The organism is Nocardia sp. NPDC004340, assembly GCF_053602575.1.
Window position 1 is genome coordinate 940,125 of record NZ_JBSGDW010000001.1, and the last position, 15,567, is coordinate 955,691.

The window sequence follows — 15,567 nt, forward strand, 5'->3', positions numbered from 1 at the left end:
CGCTAGGTTTTCGAGGGTGGCAGTGAGTCTGTTGGGTAAGGCCGGCCGCGCACCGGCCGCACAGGAATCAGGTTTCGCCGCGCATCGGGCTGGGGTCGATCGCCTCCTGGCCTCCTACCGCGCCATACCGCCGGATGCCAATGTCCGGCTGGCCAAGAAGACGTCCAATCTCTTCCGGGCCCGCGCCCGCAGCACCGCACCCGGACTGGACGTGTCCGGATTGACGCAGGTCATCGCGGTCGACCCGGAAGCCCGCACGGCCGACGTGGCCGGGATGACCACCTACGAGGACCTGGTCGCCACCACGCTGCGCTACGGACTGGCCCCGCTGGTGGTGCCGCAGCTCAAGACCATCACCCTCGGCGGCGCGGTCACCGGGCTCGGCATCGAATCCACTTCGTTCCGCAGCGGGCTACCGCACGAATCCGTGCTGGAGATGGACGTGCTCACCGGGACGGGCGAGATCATCACCGCGACCCGCGACGGGGAGCACGCGGAGTTGTACCGCGGCTTCCCCAATTCATATGGAACGCTGGGTTATTCGACGCGGTTGAAAATCGAATTGGAAACCGTCGAACCGTATGTCGAGCTACGGCACGTCCGTTTCCATCAGCTGCGCGAACTCGAGGCCGCCATGGCGCGGATCATCGCCGACCGCGCCTGGGACGGCGAACCGGTCGACTACCTCGACGGCGTGGTCTTCACCGCCGACGAGAGCTACCTGATCCTGGGCCGCCAGACCGACGAACCCGGCCCGGTCAGCGACTACACCGGCATGGACATCTACTACCGGTCCATCCAGCACGATTCCCCGCGGCCCAAACGCGACCGGCTCACCATCCACGACTACCTGTGGCGCTGGGACACCGACTGGTTCTGGTGCTCGCGGGCCTTCGGCGCGCAGAACCCGCGCATCCGGCGCTGCTGGCCGCAGCGGTACCGGCGCTCCAGCTTCTACTGGAAACTCATCGCCCTCGACCACAAGTACGCCATCGGCGACAAGATCGAGGCACGGCACGGGAATCCGCCCCGCGAGCGGGTGGTGCAGGACATCGAGGTGCCGCTCGAGCACACCGCGGACTTCGTGGAATGGTTCCTGCGCGAGATCCCGATCGAGCCGATCTGGCTGTGCCCGTTGCGATTGCGCGACACCGACGGCGAACGGCCCTGGCCCCTCTACCCGCTGGAACCCGAGCGCACCTATGTGAACGTCGGCTTCTGGTCGGCCGTGCCGACCGTGCCCGGACAGCCCGAGGGCGCGGCCAACCGCGCCATCGAACGCAAAGTGTCCGAACTGGACGGTCACAAATCGCTGTATTCGGACTCCTACTACGACCAGGATGAATTCGCCGGCCTCTATTACGGCGGCGGTGCCTACTCCTCCCTCAAGAAGCGCTACGACCCGGATTCTCGTCTACTGGATCTGTATTCGAAGGCGGTGCAACGCAAGTGACCACGTACAAGGACCGTTCCGACGTATTCGCCGAGCTCGGAACCAAACTGAGTATTGCCGAGATCTTCGCGACCCTGCTCGACGGCCCGGTGCCTATCCACCTGACCTGTTACGACGGCAGCACCGCCGGACCCGAGGACTCCGAATTCGGCCTCGAGATCCTCACGCCGCGCGGCGTCAACTACATCGCCACCGCGCCGGGCGATCTCGGCATGGCGCGCGCCTACATCGCCGGGGATCTGATCGCCCACGGCGTCGAACCCGGCGACCCGTACGAACTGCTGAAGGCCATGGCGGGCATGAAGTTCCGCCGCCCCACCGCGCTGCAACTGGTGGTCATCGCGCGCTCGCTGGGCTGGGAACTGCTCAAGCCGGTACCCCCGCCGCCGCAGGAGGCCATGCCGCGCTGGCGGCGCATCGCGCTGGAGGGACTGCGGCACAGCAAGACTCGCGACGCCGAGGCCATCCACCACCATTACGACGTCTCCAACACGTTCTACGAATACGTGCTGGGCCCGTCCATGACCTACACCTGCGCCACCTACGAGGACCCGGCCTGGACGCTGGAACAGGCGCAGGAGAACAAGTACCGCCTGGTCTTCGACAAGCTGAACCTGAAGCCCGGCGACCGGCTGCTCGACATCGGCTGCGGCTGGGGCGGCATGGTGCGCTACGCCGCCAAGCAGGGCGTCCACGTCATCGGCGCGACCCTGTCCGCCGAACAGGCCGAATGGGCGCGGGCGAAGATCGCCGAGGAAGGCCTGTCGGACCTCGCCGAGGTGCGGCACTCCGACTACCGCGACGTGCGCGAAGGCAATTTCGACGCGGTGTCCTCCATCGGCCTCACCGAACACATCGGCGTGCACAACTACCCGGCCTACTTCGACTACATCAAGTCCAAGCTGAAGGTCGGCGGCCTGTTCCTCAACCACTCCATCACCCGGCCCGACAACACCCGAATCACCAAGGCGGGCGACTTCATCGACCGCTACGTCTTCCCCGACGGCGAACTCGCGGGCTCCGGCCGCATCATCTCCGAGATCCAGAACTCGGGCCTCGAGGTGCTGCACGAGGAAAACCTGCGCAAGCACTACGCCCTCACCCTCGCCGAATGGTGCGACAACCTGGTGAAGAACTGGGACGACGCGGTCGCCGAGGTCGGCGAGGGCACCGCCAAGGTGTGGGGCCTGTACATGGCGGGCTGCCAGCTCGGGTTCGAACGCAATGTGGTGCAGCTGCACCAGATCCTGGGCGTCAAACTCGCCGCGGACCAGTCCTGGACGGTGCCCCTCCGCCCCTGGTGGAAGGCGTGACTCTCATGGGCTCTCAGGGGTAATCCCCGGAAACCCCGGAGAACGGGCGTGCGGCCAGGGCCGCACGCCCGTTCCCTTTCACGACGACAGGCCGGGTACCGGAATCCCCAAACGGGCTGTCAGCCAAGGGAATGACGAGGTGAAGGCCGAGGCGGCGAACTGCCAGGTGTGACCGCCGACGGTGGTGTGCACCGTGCAGTCGATGCCGACCTTGCGGCCCGCGTCGCACAGCTGCTCGGCCGCGCCCTCCTCGTTGGCGTCCTGGACGCCGTCGCGGCCGCCCTTGCCGATCTGCTCCTCGTTCACCTTGGGCATGCCGGGGAAGTTCCGAGGCTGGCCGTTGGGCGCACCGTTCGCGCCCGGGTTGTTGGTGCGCTTGGGCGCGGTCAGGTCGTCGAACAGGCCGACCACGCCCGAGTAGGGACCGTGCTGCTCCATGACCGTCAGTGGATCGAATTGCGCCCAGGCGTCGGCGTTCCCGCCGTAGAGGCGTTTGATGGTCTGCTCCTTGGAGCCCGCGGTCGGGCCCAGGTCACCGGCGATGTCGACGAAGGTGCCGAACAGGTCCGGATGCATGACGGCCAGGTCGACCGCGCAGGTGCCGCCCATGGACCAGCCCACCACCGCCCACTGCGCCGGATCCTTGGAGACGCCGAACTCCGACTCCACGTAGCCGGGCACGTCCTTGGTGAGGTGGTCGGCCGCGTTGCCGCGCGGGCCGTTCACGCATTCGGTGTCGTTGTTGAAGCTGCCGCCGGAATCGACGAACACCAGCACCGGCGTCTGCCCGTTGTTCTTGGCCGCGAAAGCGTCGACGGCGGGCATGATCTGGCCGCTGCGCACCCAGTCGGCCGGGGTGTTGAACTCGCCGCCGATCATCATCACGGCGGGCAGGGTGGGCGGTTTGTCACCGGCGAACCAGGCGGGCGGCAGATACACGTACTCGCGCCGATGCCGGAAGTCGCTGCCCGCCTCCGGAATATCCACCTCCACGATGCGCCCGGTCCCCACATCGGTATTGCGCAATGCGGCCAGCTCGTCCGGATCCACCTGGTGCGGCAGCGGATCCGCGTTGAGCGCGTCCCACGCCGCCTGCACCGTCGGGTAGTAGCCGACCCACTGGTTCAGCACCACGCCCGTGTACAGCAGCGCCGCCGGGACGGCCAGCACCGCCGCGATCCGCTGCCACCAGCCGCCGGTGCGCAGGCCGACGATCGCGGCCACCAGTCCGGCGGCGGTCAACCCCACCGACGCCCACAACAATGCCGGGGCCGGATCCGAGGCCAGGCCCTGATCGTCCACGAAATCCCAGGCCGCCCACGCCGCCGCGACGCCGCCCACCGCGCACACCGGCATCCACAACACCCACCAGCGCCGCGTCGCCCGCGCGAACGCGATCACCAGCAGCAGCACCGCCACGAACGCCACCACCTGCGGCACCCACCCGTGCAGTAGCGAAACCCCGTGGTGGAAGCCCCCGTAGCCGTTACGGGCGGCGGGCGGGTGCGGCGCGGGCGGCGGCCCGAGCGGCGGTGACTGCGACGGCGCATGCGGCGAGAACACGACGGCGATTGTGTCCGCCATTCCTCGAGAAACGCTGTGAATACCCTGCGACCCGACCTACAGCAGCGAATCCAGGAAGCGACGCGGCGCCTCCCGACCGTCGGTGTCCAGCGGCATCTCGTGCCGCATCGTCCGCAGGATGGTGAGCACGCCCGGCCCGGCATCCAGCAGCGGACGCGACCAGCCCAGGTCGGCGCACCGCAGCACCACCGGCGTGAGCGTCGCGATCGACTCCCCGAGCCAGCCCGCCGTGGACAGGCACTCGGCCAGCAGCAGCGCCGAATCGAGTTCGGCCCGGGGCCGGTGCTGCTCCTGGATCCGGGCGTGCAGAACGCGGGCCCGCTTCACCACGGTGTCATCGGTGCCGAGCGGGGCCAGGTCGTCGGTGGCGCGGTCGTCGCCGCGATAGTGGCGGGCCAGCAGCGCCCGGATGGTGGCGATCTCCTCGGCCTCGGCGGTCAGCACCGCCGCGCCGGTGGCATGCCGCGGCGTGCGCGCCATCGGATCGGTGACCAGGCCCGCGCTCAGCGAGTCGGCGGGCAGGCCCAGGCGCAGGCGCTCGGCCCGGACCTGTGCGGCCAGCCGGGTGAGCTTGCGGTCGGCGGCGATCCGCGCGCCCTCGTCCAGGCGGGCCGCTGCCGTCTTCAGGTCGCCGCGCACCGCCTTCACGCGCGCGCCGCTCACGAAGATGGTGACCAGGAAGTCGACCGGGCCGACACGGGTGGTCAATTCGTGGCTCTGATCCAGCAGCCGCTCGGCGCTGTCCAGGTCGCCGCGACGGTAGGCCACCTCGCCCAGCAGCGCCGCCGCCACCCGCACCGCGTCCGACCGGGACCCGGCGCGATCGCGGGCGGTCTGCCAGGCCTGTTCGAAACACCGTGTGGCGGTGGCGACATCGAGCTGCTCGTAGGCGGCGTCACCCCGCGCGCACAGGCCGAACACCTCACCCAGCGGATCGGCCGACCGCGCGTGGAACGGGGCGGCCCAGTCCTGCATGCTGCGCGCGCCCTCGAAGTCGAAACCGCACAGCCGCACGAACGAGGCCAGATTCGCGGCCGTGGACACCGTCCACGCCGGGAGATCGTCGGCCAGCTTCAGACATTCGGTGATCTTGTCGAGCACGCCTTCGGTACGGTCCCGCGCCACCTGGTCGGCCGCCGCCAGCACCGCCGCCTGACAGCGCTGGGTCACCGCCTCGGCATCGTCGGTGCCGCTGCGCGCCAGCATGTTCGACAACCGGCCCAGCGCGGTCCGCGCCGCCCCGGACTGCTGCAGATTCACATTCGCGCGGGCCAGCGCCATCAACAGCTTTGACCGCGAAGTCACCTGCTGGACCGGAAGTTTCGACACCGTGCCGAACAGGGTGGCCAGCCGGGAACTGTCGATCAGATCCATGCCGCCCTTCTCCACCAGGTCCAGCGCGTACTTCAGATCGGTGGCGGCCAGCGCGTGATCCACCGACTGCTTGATCAGATTGTGTTCGGCGAACCAGCGAGACGCCTTGCCGTGCAACTTCTTCAACTGTCCCGGCTGCGCCCGTTCCAACCGGGCCCGCAGATGCTCGGCCACCATCGGCTGCATCCGATACCAGCTCGGATCGTCGGGAATCCGGTGCACGAACAGCTCCCGCTGCTCGGCCTCGTCGAGCAGATCCGCGGCGTCCTTCGCACCCGACAGCGCCTCGGCCAGCGAGGCGTGCACCCGCTCGGGAATCGCTATGGCACTGAGGAATTCGAGCATGCGCGGCTCGATGGCGCCCAGCACGTTCTCGGCCAGATACTCCCGGATCGCCTTGTTGTCGCCCGACAGCCCGATGATCAGCCGGTCGACATCGTGATCCGCCGCGCGCAATGACAGCCCCGCCAGCTGGATCGCGGCCGGCCAGCCGTCGGTCGCGGTGTGGATCTGCTCGACCTGCCGGTCGCTCAACTCCAATCCCAGCCGGTCGACCAGGATTTCCCTGGTCTCCGACTCGGTCAGCCGCAACTGCGGGGATCCGAGCTCGATCAGCTCGTCGGCCACCTGCATACGGCTCAGCGGCAGTCCCGCCCGCTCCCGGCTGGTGATGACGAAACGCAGTTCGTGCGAACAATTGTCGAGCAGCGACGCCATCACCCGCTGCGCCCCGGCGTCGGTGATCCGATGCCAGTCGTCCACCACCACGACCACCGGGGTCCCGCCCGCCCGCACCTCGTCGATGAGCGCCGACACCGCGTACGGCACCGCCTCGGCGGGCCGCTCCTCCAGCAGCTGCTCCAGCCCGACGCCGATCTCCGGCCGAACCTTGCGAATGGCCGCGATGATGTGGGCCAGCAGCCACACCTCGTTGTCGTCGTCGCGGTCGATGCCGATCCAGGCCACCGGCACCCCGCGATCGGTGAGCTCGGCACACCACTGCGCGGCCAGCGTGCTCTTGCCGAATCCGGCCGGGCCGTGGATCACCGCCAGCCGGCGGCGGCCACCGGACCGCAGCGGCTCCAGCAGCCGGGGCCGGGCGATCGGTTCCCGCGCCGGGATCGGCGGCAGGAATTTCGTTGTGGCCGTGGGCGGCAGCGTATTGCCGGTGCTGAACACGGCGCTCGGATTGCCGGTCGGGCGCAGCGTCAGCGAGCGGTTGCGCGGTGCCGTCACCACCGTGTGCCGGCGCTGGGTCGAATGGGTCGGCGCCGACGGATCGTGGCCGTCCGCACCGAGTTCCGCGCCGTCGATCAACGCCATCTCGTCCGGCACCTGACCGTGGTCGCCCTGTACCCCGCGCAGCAGCTCACCGAACTCCACCGCGCTGACCGGCCGATCCCGCGGCTCCGGCGACATGGCCGCCTCGATGGCCGCGGCCACGTCCGGCGGGATCTCCAGTTCCCGCAGGTCCGGCACCGGCTGACTGGTGATGCGCAGGAACTGCGCCACCACCTTCTCCCCGGCCTGCCGCTCGAAGGCGGCGTGCCCGGTCAGCAGCGCGAACAGGGTGGAACCGAGCCCGTACACATCCGAGCGCACGGTCGGCTCGTCACCCTTGAGCACCTCGGGCGCGGTGAACGCGGGCGACCCGGTGATCAAACTCGTGGACGTGCGGAAACCGCCCGGGATGCGCGCGATTCCGAAGTCGGTGAGCTGCGGTTCCCCGTATCGGCTCAACAGCACGTTGGCGGGCTTCACGTCCCGGTGCAGCACCTCGGCGCGGTGCGCGGTCTCGATGGCCCCCGCCAGCTTCACCCCGACCCGCAGCGAATCCGCCCAGGACAGCGGCCCGTTGTTCTGCACCACCTGCTCGAGGGAACCGCGGGTCGCGTACGGCATCACGATGTAGGGCCGTCCGGTCGGCGTCACGTCCACCTGGAGGATGTCCACGATGTTCGGATGCCCCGACAACCGGCCCATGGCGTGTTCCTCGCGCAGGAACCGCTCGCGGCTCTCGTCGTCGATCTCCGCGGAGAGCACCTTCACCGCGACCACCCGGTCCAGGGCACGCTGGCTACAGCGGTACACCACCCCGAACCCGCCCCGGCCGATCTCCTCCGCGTCGAACAGGCCCATGGCCTCGAGTTCGTCGTCGATGTTCACGGGAACGTATGCCTGCGTGGAGTTTTCGGGAGACGTCTGCTCACGCCGCGAACCGTCCCGGCGCGCCTGTGAGTTCATCTCCACCACCTCGACCTGGAACGAGTAACCGTGTCCACCCGCGCATATTCAACGTAGCGCGGACCGCTCGGGCGTGTAGACCCTTTCGGTCTCGCGCCCACCGCTGTACTCATACCCGTACAACACTCGGCCCGGGCCGCGTATTCGCGACCCGGGCCGGGTATTTCACATGCTCGAGCGCCGGTGGTTCAGCGCTCGCGCACGGTTACTACTTGCGCAGCGAGGCCGGAACCTCGAAGCGGCTGCCGAACTTGGCGGCCAGCTCGTCGGCGCGGGCCACGAAGGCTTCCTGTCCACCCGGGTAGCCGACGATGAACTGGTGGGTACCACCGGTCCAGGCCGGGAAACCGATGCCGAAGATCGAGCCGATGTTGGCGTCGGCGGTCGAGGTCAGCACGTTCTCGTCGAAGCACTTCTGGGTCTCGATGGCCTCCGCGAACAGCATGCGGTCCTTGAGATCCTGCAGGGTGACGCCCTCGGGGAGGGTGGTCGAGGTGCCGAAGGTGGAACGCAGCTCCGACCAGATGCCGGTGGCCTTGCCATCGGTGTAGTCGTAGAAGCCCGCGCCGCCGGCCTTACCCTTGCGGTCGAACTCGTCCACCATCTTGTTCAGGATCTTCGCGGTCGCGCCCGAGGCGGCGTCGATCTCGCCACCGGCGGCCACGACGGCCTCGGCGGTCTCCTTGTAGATCTTCTGCATGGTGGTGAAGTTCAGCTCGTCCGACAGCTTCAGCGGCGCCGCCGGGTAGCCCGCCTGCAGACCGGCCTGCTCGATGCTCTGCGGGTCGACGCCCTCACCGAGCATCATGATGGCCTCGTTGATGAACTTGCCGATCACGCGCGAGGTGTAGAAGCCGCGCGAGTCGTTCACCACGATCGGGGTCTTGCGGATCGCGAGGGTGTAGTCGTACACCCGGGCCAGCGCCTCGTCGGAGGTCTTCTCACCCTTGATGATCTCGACCAGCGGCATCTTGTCGACCGGCGAGAAGAAGTGGATGCCGATGAAGTCCTCGGCCCGCTTCACGCCGTCGGCCAGCAGGGTGATCGGCAGGGTCGAGGTGTTGGAGCCGAGCAGCGCGTCGGCGTCCACGATGTCCTCGATCTCGCCGAAGACCTTCGCCTTGAGCTCCGGGTTCTCGAACACGGCCTCGATCACGAAGTCCACGCCCGCGAAGTCGGCCGGGTCGGCGGTCGGCTTGATGCGGTCGAGCAGGGTCTTGGACTTCTCCTCGGTGGTCTTGCCACGCGAGAGCGCCTTCTCCTCGAGCTTGACCGAGTAGTCCTTGCCCTTGTTCGCGGCCTCGATGGTGACGTCCTTGAGGACGACGTCGATGCCGGCCTTGGCGGTGACGTACGCGATGCCCGCGCCCATCATGCCCGCGCCGATGACGCCGACCTTCTTGATCTCACGCTTCGGCACGTCCTTGGGACGCGAACCGCCGTTGTTGATGTGCGACAGGTCGAAGAAGAACGCCTGGATCATGTTCTTGGCGACCGGGCCGGTCAGCAGGGACACGAAGTAGCGGGACTCGATGATCGACGCGGTGTCGAAATCGACCTGCGCGCCCTCGACCGCGGCGGCCATGATGGCCTGCGGGGCCGGCATGTTCTGGCCCTTGAGCTGCTTGCGCAGGTTGGCCGGGAACGCCGGGAGGTTGGCGGCCAGCGCCGGGGTGGACGGGGTGCCGCCCGGGATCTTGTGGCCCTTGACGTCCCAGGGCTGCACGCCCTTGTCCGGGTTGGCCTTGATCCACGCCTTGGCGGCCGGGACCAGCTCCTCGATCGAGCCGACGACCTCGTTGATCAGGCCGGTGGCCTTGGCCTTGGCCGGGGTGAACTTCTGGCCCTGCAGCAGCACGCCCATCAGGCCGTTGGCGATGCCCAGCATGCGGGTGATGCGGGTGACGCCGCCACCGGCGGGGAGCAGGCCGAGGGAGACCTCGGGCAGACCCAGCTGCACGCCCTTCACGTCGGCCGCGATGCGGTAGTGGGTGGCCAGGGTGATCTCCAGGCCGCCGCCCAGGGCAGCGCCGTTGATCGCGGAGACGACCGGCTTGCCCAGCTTCTCCAGGCGACGCAGGTCGCCCTTGATGGTGGTGAGCTCTTCCATGATGGAGGCCGCGTCCTCGGGCGTGGTCTTCATCATGTTCTTCAGGTCGCCGCCGGCGAAGAAGGTCTTCTTCGCGGAGGTGATGACGACACCGGTGATGTCGTCCTTCTCGGCCTCGAGGCGATCGACGGTCGCCTTCATGGAGTCCTTGTACAGCTGGTTCATGGTGTTGGCGCCCTGGTTGGGGTCGTCCATGGTCAGCACGACGATGCCGTCGGCGTCCTTTTCCCAGCCGATCATGTTCTCGGTCATAGTGTTTCGTGTCTCCCTAGAGAAAAGTCGGTGGGCGTCAGACGCGCTCGATGATGGTGGCGACACCCATGCCGCCGCCGATGCACAGGGTGATCAGGCCGTAGCGGGCGTTGCGACGGTGCAGCTCGTCGACCACGGTGCCCGTGATCATCGCGCCGGTCGCGCCCAGCGGGTGGCCCATGGCGATCGCGCCGCCGTTGACGTTCAGCTTCTCGTCCGGGATCTGCAGGTCCTTCTGGAACTTCAGGACGACGGAGGCGAAGGCCTCGTTGATCTCGTAGAGGTCGATGTCCTCACGCTTCAGACCGGCCTTGGCCAGCGCCTTCTCGGCGGCCGGGGTCGGACCGGTGAGCATGATGGTGGCATCGGCGCCGGAGGTGCCGGTGGCCACGATGCGGGCGCGCGGGGTCAGGCCCGACGCGGCGCCGGCCTCTTCGGAACCGACCAGCACCAGGGCGGCGCCGTCGACGATGCCCGAGGAGTTACCACCGTGGTGCACGTGGTTGATGGACTCGACGAAGTGGTAGCGCTGCATGGCCACCGCGTCGAAGCCGCCCATCTCGCCGATGCCGGCGAAGGCCGGGTTCAGCTTGCCGAGGTCGGCGGCGGTGGTGCCGGGACGCATGTGCTCGTCGTTGTCCAGCACGGTCAGGCCGTTGATGTCCTTGACCGGGACGACGGAGTTGGTGAAGTAGCCGTTCTTCCAGGCGTTGACGGCCAGCTCCTGCGAGCGCACGGCGTAGGCGTCCACGTCGTCGCGGGTGAAGCCCTCGATGGTGGCGATCAGGTCGGCCGAAATGCCCTGCGGGACAATGTAGCTGTCGTAGCTGGTCTTCGGGTCCATGAACATGGCGCCGCCGTCGGAGCCCATCGGCACGCGGGACATGGACTCGACGCCACCGGCGATGACCAGGTCGTCGAAGCCCGAGCGCACCTTCTGGGCGGCCAGGTTGACGGCCTCGAGGCCCGAGGCGCAGAAGCGGTTGATCTGGAAGCCGCCGACGGTGTCGGGCAGGCCGGCGGTCAGCACGGTGGTGCGGGCGATGTCCGCGCCCTGGTCACCGACCGGCGAGACGACACCCAGGATGATGTCCGAGATCCGAGCCTCGTCCAGGTTCGGGAAGCGCTTCCGCAGCTCCTGGACCAGACCGGTGGTCAGGTCGATCGGCTTGACCGAGTGCAGCGACCCCCCACGGTTCTTGCCGCGCGGGGTGCGGATGGCCTCGTAAATGTAGGCCTCTGTGGTCATATCGGAGTTTTCCTCTCTTGGGTGCGCCGTCACCGCGTTGTGCGGGCCGTGCCGTAGCCATACCTCGCCGACCGGCCCCACGACCGATCGCCTTTGACGCTGTACAAACAACGTCCCGAGCCGGTTTGTTGACGCTCCGGTAACCCGTACGCCTGGGCATACCTTAGAACCTCGCGAAACCGATACTCACGGCCACCCGATCATAGTACCGAACTATGCGAACTCCGGTTAACTTAAGTTGGCACCCGAGGGAACTGTCAACCCTCCAGAGGTGTGGCGCCCAACTCCTGCACCAACAACGCTAGGGCCACCTCATCCGGGTCGCGGCGCTCTTCCGGAGGCACCGGCTTGGCCGACTCCTCCAGCATCTCGCGCTCCTCCTCCGGCGTAGTAGCAGGTGGGACGCCGTCATAACCTACCGGTGAGTAGTCCCCCGGCCCCGGATCGTCCGGAAGGTCCGGCCCGTCGGGCAGCGGAATATCGTCCTCCGGCGGTGCGAAACGGGCGCTCTCCCGCTCGAAGGAATCCCCGCCCGCAGGCCCCGGATCCGCGGGCGCGGGAGCCGCCGGAGCGGACGCGGGGGCGCTCCCCCACCCGGTCGCCGGAGCCGGTTCGGCGACCGGCGCCGCGGCCGCCTTGGCCTGACTCGGCCGCGAGAACTTCTGCGCCGCCTTCTTCGGCTCCGCGGGCGCGCTGGCGGGCGCTCGTCCCGCCGGGGCCTTGGTGGCCGCGCCGCCCGACCCGGCTCCGCCGACTTCCCACTTCACCCCGTGGTCCCGCCCCAGCACCGCCTTGACCGCCGACTGCACGGCCTCCAGGTACTGCGGCTGCGACAACCGCTGCGCCAGCGGTGCGTGCTGATGCGCCAGCACGATCGTCTCGCCCTCGACCCGGGCCACGCTCGCCCCGGACAACAGCGCGTGCACCGCGGCTCCGAACTCGCGCACCTTGGCCCGGATATCCGCCCAGGCCTCCTCGACCTGCTGCAGTACGTCGTCACCGGCGGGCCCGGCAGCCGCCGGAGCCGCAACCGGGGCCACTTCGGGGGCGGGCGCCGGCTCGGCCACGACGACAGGTTCCGGCGCGGGAACGGGCTCCGGCTCGACGACCGGCGCGGGAACCGGCACCGGCGCAGCCGCTGCCACCGGTTCGGCCTCCGCGGCAGGCTCAGGAGCCGCCGGCGCGGCAGGCTCGGCGACCGGCGCCACGGGTTCGACCGCCGCCGGATCAGGCTGCGGCTCAGGGGGCGTCGCCTCCGCGGCGGCCTGAACAGGCTGCGCCGCAGGACTTTCCGCTACCGGAGTCGCCGGAGCCTGGGGTACCGCATTGACCGGACCGAGCTCGGGCGGACGCACCGCGGTGGCGCCGGACGGGACGGGCACCGCCTGATTCGGCGCGACCTCGGCCACCGGAGCAGGTGTGGGCGGAGTGGGGACGGAAGGCTCTGGGGTGCCGGACTTCTCGGCACGCATGGCGGCCAGGGCGGCGGCTCCGCGGCGGCCGGCGGGAGCGGCGGGCGGAGCCGCGGCCGGGGCCGACGCGGCTGCGGGCGCGGCGCCCTGGGGCTGCTGCGACGCGGCGGGGATTGCGCCGCTTGCCATTCGGCGCTCGAGGAGTTCGAGGCGCTGGAGGGTGGCGGTCTCGGCATCGGAGGCCCCGGGCAGGAGCATGCGGGCCGCGATGACCTCGAGCAGGAGGCGGGGGTTGGTGGCGCCGCGCATGTCGCCGAGGCCCTCGTGCAGGAGTTCGGCGTGGCGGGCCAGGGTGGCCGCGCCGAGGCGGTCGGCCTGGGCGCGCATCCGGTCGATGACGTCGCCGGGGCCGGTGACCAGGTTGCGGTCGGTGGCGTCGGGGACGGCGCGCAGCAGGATCAGGTCGCGCAGGCGCTCGAGCAGGTCGGTGGCGAAGCGGCGGGGGTCGTGGCCCGCCTCCACCACCCGGTCGATGGTGCCGAAGAGGGCCGCGCCGTCCGAATCGGCGAGGGCGTCGACGGCGTCGTCGATCAGGGCGACGTCGGTGACGCCGAGCAGGGACACCGCGCGGGGGTAGGTGACGCCTTCGGTGCCCGCGCCCGCCAGCAGCTGGTCCAGCACGCTGAGGCTGTCACGCGGGGAGCCGCCGCCCGCGCGAATGACCAAGGGGTACACCGACTCCTCGACCTGCACGCCTTCCTGGTCGCAGATCTTGCCGAGCAGTCCGCGCATGGTGGCGGGCGGGAGCAGCCGGAACGGGTAGTGGTGGGTGCGCGAGCGGATGGTGGGCAGCACCTTGTCCGGCTCGGTGGTGGCGAAGACGAAGATCAGGTGGGCGGGCGGCTCCTCCACGATCTTCAGCAGCGCGTTGAAGCCGGCCGTGGTGACCATGTGCGCCTCGTCCACGATGAAGACGCGGTACCGGGATTCGGCGGGGGCGTAGAAGGCGCGGTCGCGCAGTTCGCGGGTGTCGTCCACACCGCCGTGGCTGGCGGCGTCGAGCTCGATGACGTCGAGGTTGCCCGCGCCGCCCGGACCCAGCGCCACGCACGACGAGCACACGCCGCAGGGGGTGGAGGTCGGTCCCTGCTCGCAGTTCAGCGAGCGGGCGAGGATGCGCGCCGAGGAGGTCTTGCCGCACCCGCGCGGTCCCGAGAACAGATATGCATGACTGATCCGTCCGGTGTCGAGCGCCGTACTCAGCGGATCGGTGACGTGCTCCTGACCCACCACTTCAGCGAACGTTGCCGGTCGGTACTTCCGGTACAGAGCCACGGGGAGAGGTTACCGGTGCGCCCCGACAGGTGGTGACATGCGGCCGAACCACCAGCCGTCCCATGATGTGATGCAGATCACATTCCATTCGGAGCTCCGGTCAAAACCGACCGACCCGAACTGATACCCCGTCAAATCGGATAGCAAATTCTCCGCGTTGTTTTGAAACGGTAATTGTCGAACCCGCATTTCTTGCAACGACGCCAGATACAGACCTGCGTCCTGTTTCAACTCCACAGAGCGGACATAACGATCCTGTGAAACGGTGGGGCAAGATCGCAATCCCTTGGCTACCGTGGACATCGGCAACTTCGGTAGCCAAACCTTCATCAGGTTGGTTGCCCCGGCCGGTCCCTCATCCCGACCGGGGCACAACCAAATCCTCCGGAGGACATGCCCCGTGCCTTCGCACGACGACATCGCCACCGCCTGGCTCTCCAGCACCGAATTCGCGGACGACAGCGCCGCCGTCGGACTGCTCAGCCGGGCCATCAGCCCGCACGATTTCGACATCAAGCGCGATTCGCTACCGGTGTCGGCGGCTGCCGATCCGGCCACCGCGGGCGCGATCCTCGAACTGCTGCAGCGCCGCCAGGTGCCGACCCTGGCCGCCATCCGCACCCACATGGTGCAGAACGACATGCGGACCGAGGCCGAGCGCATCGAGCGGCTGGGCCGCCGGGCGCAGCGCAGCATCGACGACTTCGGGCGGGTCCTGGCCAAGTTGACCGACGAATACTGGACCGCGCACGGCACCGGTCCGACCCGGCGCGACATCCTGCTCACCGAACCGGTGATCGCGCTGATCCGGGACCGGGTCGGTGACATCCCGCCGACCGCCATCAAGCACCTGTGGCTCATCGAGCGCGCGCAGCGGTCGGGCTGGATCGCCTACAGCGCCGAGCCCCGATCCCTGTGCGCCGGAAGGCGTTTCTTCGGCGCCCGCTACGGCAACCGGGTCTCGCTGCGGCCGGTGAACATGATCGGCACCCTGGTGGCGGCCTATCTGCGCGACCAGGTGGCCGAGAACGGGCGCCCGCCGCGCTGGTCGGTCATGGCCTATGAGCTGCGCGACGACCGCGGCCGGCGGGTGTTCAACGACACAGCCGACGCCCGCGCCCAGCAGCAGTGGCTCGTCACCGCGGAATGGATGGCGCTGGAGGACGGAAATCCGGTGCCCGGCCCGCGCGGATTGCGCGCTCTCGCCAAAAAAGCGAGGGAACAGCGCAGCTGACGCTGTT

8 protein-coding genes are annotated in these 15,567 nt (G+C 68.9%); 3 read left to right on the forward strand and 5 right to left on the reverse strand.

The window, feature by feature from the left end; translation table 11 throughout:
• The first annotated feature begins 22 nt into the window (after positions 1-22).
• A complete protein-coding gene (locus tag ACWEOI_RS04120) occupies positions 23-1,453 on the forward strand; it encodes an FAD-binding oxidoreductase (RefSeq protein WP_452359192.1) in 1,431 nt (476 codons plus the stop codon).
• A complete protein-coding gene (locus ACWEOI_RS04125; RefSeq protein ID WP_433669905.1) occupies positions 1,450-2,766 on the forward strand; it encodes a class I SAM-dependent methyltransferase in 1,317 nt (438 codons plus the stop codon). The genes ACWEOI_RS04120 and ACWEOI_RS04125 overlap by 4 nt, the downstream gene beginning before the upstream one ends.
• A 78-nt stretch (positions 2,767-2,844) precedes the next feature.
• Here ACWEOI_RS04125 and ACWEOI_RS04130 read toward each other — a convergent pair whose 3' ends face one another.
• The 5 genes from ACWEOI_RS04130 to ACWEOI_RS04150 all read right to left on the reverse strand — a co-directional run bounded on the left by ACWEOI_RS04130 (position 2,845) and on the right by ACWEOI_RS04150 (position 14,326).
• Positions 2,845-4,350, reverse strand: coding sequence for an alpha/beta hydrolase (locus ACWEOI_RS04130; protein ID WP_452358894.1), 1,506 nt, complete (start codon positions 4,348-4,350; stop codon positions 2,845-2,847).
• 36 nt (positions 4,351-4,386) lie between these two features.
• A complete protein-coding gene (locus tag ACWEOI_RS04135; protein ID WP_452358895.1) occupies positions 4,387-7,968 on the reverse strand; it encodes a protein kinase domain-containing protein in 3,582 nt (1,193 codons plus the stop codon).
• Between the two features lie 208 nt (positions 7,969-8,176).
• Positions 8,177-10,330, reverse strand: coding sequence for a 3-hydroxyacyl-CoA dehydrogenase NAD-binding domain-containing protein (locus ACWEOI_RS04140; RefSeq protein ID WP_433669901.1), 2,154 nt, complete (start codon positions 10,328-10,330; stop codon positions 8,177-8,179).
• A gap of 37 nt (positions 10,331-10,367) precedes the next feature.
• Entirely contained in the window at positions 10,368-11,579 is a 1,212-nt protein-coding gene (locus tag ACWEOI_RS04145) for an acetyl-CoA C-acetyltransferase (protein WP_433669900.1), read from the reverse strand.
• A 257-nt stretch (positions 11,580-11,836) separates the two neighbouring features.
• Positions 11,837-14,326, reverse strand: a complete 2,490-nt coding sequence (locus ACWEOI_RS04150; RefSeq protein WP_452358896.1) for a DNA polymerase III subunit gamma and tau — start codon at positions 14,324-14,326, stop codon at positions 11,837-11,839.
• Positions 14,327-14,726: 400 nt separating this feature from the next.
• Between ACWEOI_RS04150 and ACWEOI_RS04155 the strand changes: the two genes are divergently transcribed.
• Positions 14,727-15,560, forward strand: a complete 834-nt coding sequence (locus ACWEOI_RS04155) for a hypothetical protein (protein WP_433669897.1) — start codon at positions 14,727-14,729, stop codon at positions 15,558-15,560.
• Positions 15,561-15,567 lie beyond the last annotated feature (7 nt).

Coding starts and splice junctions, on each gene's coding strand:
- ACWEOI_RS04145 (WP_433669900.1), bottom strand. CDS start 11,579: ATGACCACAGAGGCCTACATTTACGAGGCCATCCGCACCCCGCGCGGC.
- ACWEOI_RS04135 (WP_452358895.1), bottom strand. CDS start 7,968: ATGAACTCACAGGCGCGCCGGGACGGTTCGCGGCGTGAGCAGACGTCT.
- ACWEOI_RS04130 (WP_452358894.1), bottom strand. CDS start 4,350: ATGGCGGACACAATCGCCGTCGTGTTCTCGCCGCATGCGCCGTCGCAG.
- ACWEOI_RS04140 (WP_433669901.1), bottom strand. CDS start 10,330: ATGACCGAGAACATGATCGGCTGGGAAAAGGACGCCGACGGCATCGTC.